Raw genomic sequence first — 7,132 nt, 5'->3', positions numbered from 1 at the left:
CCCCCCCCCCCCCCCCCCCCCCCCCCCCCCCCCCCCCCCCCCCCCCCCCCCCCCCCCCCCCCCCCCCCCCCCCCCCCCCCCCCCCCCCCGGGCCCCTGAATGAAGGAGTCAGGCGCTGACCCCTTCCCCGACCCCGGCCCGTGCAGCCGAGGTCGCCCCCGGCGTCCGGCGTCCGGGCATCCACCAGTTGGCCTTGCCGCACAGTTCCATCACCGCGGGGACGAGGACCATCCGGATGATGGTGGCGTCGACGAGTACGGCGACGGCCATGCCCAGACCGATCTGCTTGGTCGAGACGTCGGGGCCGAGCAGGGCGGTCGTGAAGATGGCGATCATGATGGCGGCCGCGGCCGTGATCACCTTGGCGGTCCGCGCCAGCCCGCGGGTGACGGCTCGCCGGCTGTCGCCGGTGCGCTCGTACTCCTCCCGGATCCGCGAGATCAGGAAGACCTCGTAGTCCATCGACAGGCCGAACAGGAGCGGGAACATCATCATCGGCACCCAGGTCGTGATCGGCATGTCGGTGGGGAAGCCGAGGGCCGAGCCGAGCCATCCCCACTGCACGATCGCGACCAGCACGCCGTAGGCGGCACCGATCGACAGCAGGTTCATCACGGCGGCCTGCAGCGCGATCGTGACCGACCGGACCAGCGCGACCAGCAGCAGCAGAGACAGCACGATGACGACCGTGATCATCAGGGGCAGACGTGAACGGGTGTCCTCGGCGAAGTCGATCGCGCCGGCGTTCGGGCCGCCGAGGTAGACATCGTCACCGCCGCGTGCCTTGGGCAGCACGTCGTTTCGGAGCTTGTGCACCAGGTCCGCGGTCGCCTCATCCTGGTATCCGGTCTTGGGGAAGGCCATGAAGATGGCGGCCTGCCCGTCCTTGCTGATCCGGGGCTGAGTCGCGTAGGCGATGCCCTCGGTCTTCCTGACCGTTGCGACGACGGAACTCAGATCGGCGTCCGTGGGGTCGACCTCCGTGGCGAAGATCAGGGGTGCCCCGTAGCCGGGGCCAAAGCCCTCGGAGAGGATCTCGTATGAGGTATAGCTGCTCCGGTCGTGGGGCTGGACACTGGCGTCGGGCAGGCTCAGCCGCATCGACAGCGCGGGGGCGGCCAGCACCAGCAGGCTCGCGCCGGCCAGAAGCGCGGCGACCAGCGGCTTGCGCTGCACCACGCCGGCCCAGCGCTCCGCGGGGGTACGGCGCTCCCGGGACGGGTCACCTTCGCCCCGGTGCCGGCGAGACGTGCGGCGGGGCAGGCGCAGCGAGTCGATCTTGTGGCCGATGAAGCCCAGGAACGCCGGCAGCAGGGTCACCGCGGCGATCATCGTCACCAGCACCGTCACCGACGCGCCGACGGCCACGCCGGTCATCATCTTCTGTCCCATGACGATCAGGCCCAGCAGCGCGATCACGACGGTCGTGCCGGCGAACAGCACCGCGTGACCTGCGGTGGTGATGGCCTTGACGGTGGCGATCTCGGGCTCGTCGCCGTCCCGCAGGCTGTCCTTGTAGCGGGTCAGGATGAACAGGGCGTAGTCGATGCCGACGCCGAGTCCGATCAACGAGCAGACGAACACGGTGAAATCCGGCGAGGGGACCACGTGCCCCACGAGCTTCATCAGGGCGATGCCGCCGAGGACCGCCATCAGTCCGGTCACGATCGGCAGGCCCATCGCCACCAACGACCCGAAGGCGATGAACAAGATCACCGCTGCCGTCAGGAGGCCCACACCCTCCGCCGGACCCTGCGGGGGTGTCTCCGCCTTCTCCGCCTTGTCCCCGCCCAACCCCAGCGTCACGCCGCCACCGGAGGCGTCCTTGACCGTGTCCACCAGGGGCTTGACGTCAGTCTTCTTCACATCCTTGTCGGTCAGCGGGATGGTCGTACGGGCGATACGACGATCCTTCGTCACCAGATTCTCGTCCTGATACGGCGAGATCACCGGTCCGGTAATGGGTGAGGCGTCCAGATCGGCGATGACCTTCTCGATCTTCTGCCGGGCGGCGGGGTCGTCGATCCCCTTCTCTGCCCTGATCGCGAGAGTCAGCGTGTCCCCTTGCTGCTCGGGGAAATGCTTCTCGATCAGAATCTGCGCCCTGGCGGAATCGGAGTCTCCGCCGGAGTAGTCGTTGTCGGAGGCGGCGCCGAAGCCGAAGCCGAGGAACGCCACGGCGATGACGCCGACGATCCAGGCCAGGAGGACCAGGCGACGGCGCCGGTAACAGAACCGGGCAAGTCCCGCCAGCGTTCCATCCGTACGGGGAGCCTCGGTTGTCATCATCTTCTCCTCACGTGGTTGAGCGTTCTCATGTCATCGGTGCCTGTTCCGGGGCCGAAAATTCGCGTCAGCAGAAGCGCGGTGTCCCCTGGGGCGTTTCGTAGCGGGGCGAGAATCGCCGACTCGGCGAGCTCTTCCAGCGCCGTGTTGATGACGTCCAGGTCGGCAGGGGAGAGGGACGGGGCTCGACGGGCCAACCGATGCAGTTCGGCGTCGATGATGTCCCGGGTGTGCCGGTGGACCAGGGCAAGGAGGTTCGACCTGGGACCGTCCGCGCACTCGGTGGGCTGACGAGCGACGCGGGTCGGGTCAGTGGCCATGGCCTGGGCCTCCGCCGTGCGAATCGCCGAATGGCGTCGTGACGCCGTCGTAGTGGAGTCGCAGCATCATGCCCTGATGCGCGTGCGGCAGGTTGTGGCAATGGTTCATCCAGATTCCGGGATTCGTCGCGCGGAACGCGACCTCCCACGTCTCGCCTGGCCGGACGTCGAATGTGTCCACCCACAGCGGACTGCCCGTCGACGGCGTCCCGTCCCTGGACAGGATCAGCACGGCATGGCCGTGCAGGTGCCAGGGGTGCGTCTCCAGGCTCCGGTTGACGACCGTGAACCGGACGACGTCGCCCTCGACCACGAGCTGGTCGGGGATGGTGGGGTGGCCCCGACCGTTGACGGTCTGCGCGTACGCCGGTCGCCCGTCGACCATGGCCACGCCGCGGTCGAGGACCATGGTGAAGTGCCGGTCGGCCGCGCGGGTGTCGAAGGGTACGGCGGCCGGAGTTCCGTACCGCAGCAGGTCGAGCTCCGACAGGCCGGACGTGTCCTCGAAGCGTGCTTCGCTGGAGGAGGTGCCCTGCGGGCGCAGGCGCAGTCCGCCGTCACGGTCGTCGTCGACGACGAGTGCCACGGGCCTGTCCGGCATGCGGAACACCAGGTCGCATCGCCCGCCCGCGGGCAGGCGCAGTCCGACGTCGCTGACCTCGCCGGGCTGGTTGAGGTCCCGGCCGTCGACGGCCGCCACCCGGAACGGGGTTCCGGCGAGGACGATCCGGTGCGGATCGGAGTCGGTGTTGACCAGTCGCAGCCGCACGGGCGTACCGGCCGGTGCGGAATGTTCGGCCCGGCCGTCGCTGCCGGCGATCACCACGGTGCCGTCGAAGGTGTGCACGGACAGGGTCAGGTCCAGCTGCTCCGGTGGCTGTCCGTCGCGCGGGTGCACGACGAGGGTCCCGTACAGCCCCTTGTGCACGCCGACGTGGGACGCGTGATGGGTGTGGTACCAGTAGGTGCCCACCTGGTCGGCGCGGAACCGGTAGACGAAGTCCGCACCGGGTGGCACGGCCGGCTGCGTCACCCTCGGCGCGCCGTCCTCGCCGCACGGTACGTCGTAGCCGTGCCAGTGCAGGGTCACCCCGTCCTCGATGTCGGCGTTGCGCAGCCGCACTTCGATCACGTCGCCCTGGGTCGCGGTGATCGCCGGGCCGGGGACCTCGCCGTTGTAGGTCCAGGCGTCGATCGCGCGTCCGGAGGGAAGCCGTACGGTGGCCTTCTTCGCGGTCAGCACGTGTCGCCGCACGGTGCCACCCGGCGCCGGCGAGCCGGAGCCCCGCAGGTCGGCCACCGACACGGCCGCTCCGGACGGGCGTCCCGGGCGGCCTCCCGTGGTCGTCGATTCGGCGGGCAGGAACGACAGCCCGGTGCCGGCGCCGGCGGCGGTCACCACCACCGCGCCACCGGTCCAGCCGATGAACTGGCGGCGCGAGATCGCGCGCCGGACCGCCGGCGCCGGCGCGACGTCCGCAATGTCCCCGGCGGCCGGCGCGACCACTCGTGCGGTCAGCAACGCGCCGGCGCCCACGAACGAGACCGTGATCAAGGCGGTGCTCAAGGTGAGCGGATACCCGGCCAGGAAGGTCACCGCCAGACCAGCCAGCGCCGCGTACGCCGCGGTGAGCACCGAGACCACGCCGCCGGTCGACCTGCCGTCGCCCCGCCCCCGCCTCGCCGCGAGCAGGTTCGGGCCGGCGAGCAGCAGGGCGGCCGCCGCGGCGACCCCCAGCAGCGGCAGCCCGAGCAGAACCTTCTCCTGTACGAACCACCAGCCCCGGCCGGCCAGCATCGCCACGGTGCCCACCCGGACAAGCGTCACGAGCACCGCGGCGACGAGGACGGCGGGCGCCAGCCGGGTACGCCGCAGCGCCAGTGTGACGCCGGCCCCGAACCACGCGGCGATGCTCAGCAGCGCGACGACGTGGTCCAGGATGATCCACAGCCCGGTGGTCATGGCGCCTGTCGCGCGGGCGTGGCCGGCCTGGACAGCTGCCTGGCCTGGCGGATGATCATCCCGGTCACTGCCACGATGGCGAGACCGTTGACCGCGTGCAGGCCGAAGACGAGCCCGCCGGCGGTGCCGTCGAGCGCCGTGGCGATCCCCTTGATCACGAACTGGACAACCGCGAGCCCGGCGACCAGGCCGCTCATCCCGATGAGCCGCCCAGGCATTCGACCAGTCGCGGCGACGACGGTCACCAGGACCGCGATCAGGACAATTCCGCCGCCCAGCGCGCGGTGCGGCTGGAAGGCTTCATCGTCGGGTGCCGTGTCGAAAGCACCGCTGGCAGCCAGGAAGAACTGCGTGACGACGGCCAGCATCTGCAGGGCCGCCAGGCCGGCGAAGAATCTACGCATGGCGCGCTCCTCGAAGTGGGTGAGGGTGATCGTTCATGGCGGCGATCGTCGCGCCGATGGGACCGCCGTGGCCTCGGACCGCGGATGGCAGCGGCTACGCAATCGGGCGTAGCCGGGCTCGTGTCCGGCTACGCCCGTCGGCGTAGCGGGGCGCGCGTCTGAGTGGAGCGTCGTCCGTGGGCGGGAACTGTAGGCTCGCGGCATGCAACCACGTGCCGTGTCGTTCCCCCTGCGTGTGGTGGCGCAAGACGTGGCGCTCGCCCTCTTCGTCACCGTGATGCAGGTGCAGGGCACGGTCGCCAAGGCTGCCATCGACGGGGCACCACGCCCGCTCGCCGACTTCGGAAACCTCGGATTCGCGCTGCTGGTGGTGAGTGGTCTCGTCCTGGCCGTCCGCCGCCGGTGGCCGGTTCCGGTGTTCGTCACCACCGCACTCGCCAGCCTGGTCTACTTCAGCCTCGACTTCCCGGACGGGCCCGGCTGGCTCGGGCTCTTCGTCGCCCTCTACACCTTGACCGCGTACGGTGACGGGCGCCGGTCAGTGGTGATCGCCGGTGCGGGTACCACGGTGCTCGCCGTCGGTTGGCTGGTCGCCGCGGCCGACATCGAGCCACGAGCCGCCATCGGCTGGGTGTTCTTCCGGATCGGCGCGTCGGTCATGAGCGCGGCCCTCGGTGAGTCCGTCCGGTCTCGACGGGTGATCGCGGCCGACGCTCAGGAGCGTGCCGAGCGGGCCGAACGGACTCGCGAGGAGGAGGCGCGGGCAAGGGTGGACGCCGAACGGCTCCGGATCGCCCGCGAGGTCCACGACACGGTCGCGCACGCCATCGCCATCATCAACGTCCAGTCCGGTGTCACCGCGCATGTGCTCGACAAGCGGCCGGACGTGGCACGGGAGGCGCTGCGGGCCATCGAGCAGACCAGTTCCCGGGCGCTACGGGAGATGCGCGCCATCCTCGGGGTGCTCCGTGACGACACCGACGGGCGCGTGCCGTACCCCGGGCTCGGGCAGATCGACGACCTCACCGCCAAGGCGCGCGACGCGGGGGTCGACATCACCATCGAGGAGACCTCGGCGGCGGCGCCGGTACCGAGCGCGGTGGGCAGCGCTGCCTACCGGATCCTGCAGGAATCGATCACCAACGTGATCCGCCACGTCGGCCCGACCCGGGTGACGGTGGCGCTGAACCCGGGGGTGGACGTCCTGGAGATCCGCGTGACCGATGAGGGGCGCCGCGCCGACCCAGGTGGTGGCCCCGCCGACCCGCGCCTACCGGCCCAGCATCCGACACGCCCGGGCAGCCCGGCCGAGCCCGGCCGCGGGATCGTCGGCATGCGTGAGCGCTGTCAACTGCTGGGCGGAGAACTCGACGCCAAGCCGACTCCGGGCGGAGGGTTCGAGGTCACGGCCCGGCTGCCCCTCGCACCGACCGGATCGCGCCTGTGAACGCCGCGGCCGCCTCGTCGACCGACGCGCCGATCAAGGTGCTGCTCGCCGACGACGAGGGTCTCGTCCGCTCCGGGTTCAAGGTCCTGCTCGACGTCGAGGACGACATCACGGTGGTGGGAGAGGCCACCAACGGCGCCGAAGCCGTCGAGCGGGCCCGCGCCACCCGGCCCGACGTCGTCCTCATGGACATCCGCATGCCGAAGCTGGACGGGATCCGGGCCACCGCCCAGATCGCCGGGACGCGCGGGTTGGAGCAGGTCCGGGTCCTCGTCCTCACCACCTACGACACCGACGAGTACGTCTTCGAGGCGTTGCAGGCCGGTGCCAGCGGATTCCTGCTCAAGGACGCCGGGCCGGCCGAACTGCTGCACGCCATCCGGGTGATCGCCGCCGGAGACGCGCTGCTCGCGCCGCGGATCACCCGACGCCTCATCGGCCAGTTCACCGCGCACCGGACCGCCACCCGGGCCGCGGAGGACCGGCTCGCGGTGCTGACCCAGCGCGAACGCGAAGTGCTGGCGCTGGTCGGGCAGGGCCTGAGCAACACCGAGATCGGCGCCGAGTTGTTCCTCAGCCCGGCCACCGCGCGCACCCACGTCAGCCACGCGATGGCGAAACTGGGTGCACGCGACCGCGCGCAACTGGTTGTCATCGCGTACCAGACAGGGCTGGTCAGCGCGCATCAGGCATGACCGGCCCGCGGGCACGG

6 protein-coding genes are annotated in these 7,132 nt (G+C 70.9%); 2 read left to right on the top strand and 4 right to left on the bottom strand.

Annotation, left to right across the window (positions count from 1 at the left end; translation table 11 throughout):
* Nucleotides 1–108: 108 nt before the first annotated feature.
* The 4 genes from ACZ6S5_RS21215 to ACZ6S5_RS21200 all read right to left on the bottom strand — a co-directional run bounded on the left by ACZ6S5_RS21215 (nt 109) and on the right by ACZ6S5_RS21200 (nt 4,973).
* The gene (locus tag ACZ6S5_RS21215; RefSeq protein WP_466002908.1) at nt 109–2,178 is read right to left on the bottom strand and encodes an MMPL family transporter; all 2,070 of its coding nucleotides are present in this window, start codon (nt 2,176–2,178) and stop codon (nt 109–111) included.
* A 107-nt stretch (nt 2,179–2,285) separates the two neighbouring features.
* The gene (locus ACZ6S5_RS21210) at nt 2,286–2,606 is read right to left on the bottom strand and encodes a hypothetical protein (RefSeq protein ID WP_466002906.1); all 321 of its coding nucleotides are present in this window, start codon (nt 2,604–2,606) and stop codon (nt 2,286–2,288) included.
* Nucleotides 2,596–4,569: a multicopper oxidase family protein gene (locus ACZ6S5_RS21205; RefSeq protein ID WP_466002904.1), complete on the bottom strand. Its 1,974-nt coding sequence runs from the start codon at nt 4,567–4,569 to the stop codon at nt 2,596–2,598. Before ACZ6S5_RS21205 ends, ACZ6S5_RS21210 begins: the two co-directional genes overlap by 11 nt.
* On the bottom strand, nt 4,566–4,973 hold the full coding sequence (locus ACZ6S5_RS21200; protein ID WP_466002902.1) for a DUF6220 domain-containing protein: 408 nt from the start codon (nt 4,971–4,973) through the stop codon (nt 4,566–4,568). Before ACZ6S5_RS21200 ends, ACZ6S5_RS21205 begins: the two co-directional genes overlap by 4 nt.
* 202 nt (nt 4,974–5,175) lie before the next feature.
* On the opposite strand from ACZ6S5_RS21200, the gene ACZ6S5_RS21195 reads away from it, so the two are divergent.
* Nucleotides 5,176–6,420, top strand: coding sequence for a sensor histidine kinase (locus tag ACZ6S5_RS21195; protein ID WP_466002900.1), 1,245 nt, complete (start codon nt 5,176–5,178; stop codon nt 6,418–6,420).
* Complete coding sequence (locus ACZ6S5_RS21190) at nt 6,417–7,115, top strand: response regulator (RefSeq protein WP_466002898.1); 699 nt, start codon at nt 6,417–6,419, stop codon at nt 7,113–7,115. The genes ACZ6S5_RS21195 and ACZ6S5_RS21190 overlap by 4 nt, the downstream gene beginning before the upstream one ends.
* The last annotated feature ends 17 nt before the right edge of the window (nt 7,116–7,132 follow it).

It is taken from the genome of Micromonospora sp. NPDC051924 (assembly GCF_055586005.1).
This window is presented reverse-complemented; position numbering and strand designations above follow the sequence as displayed.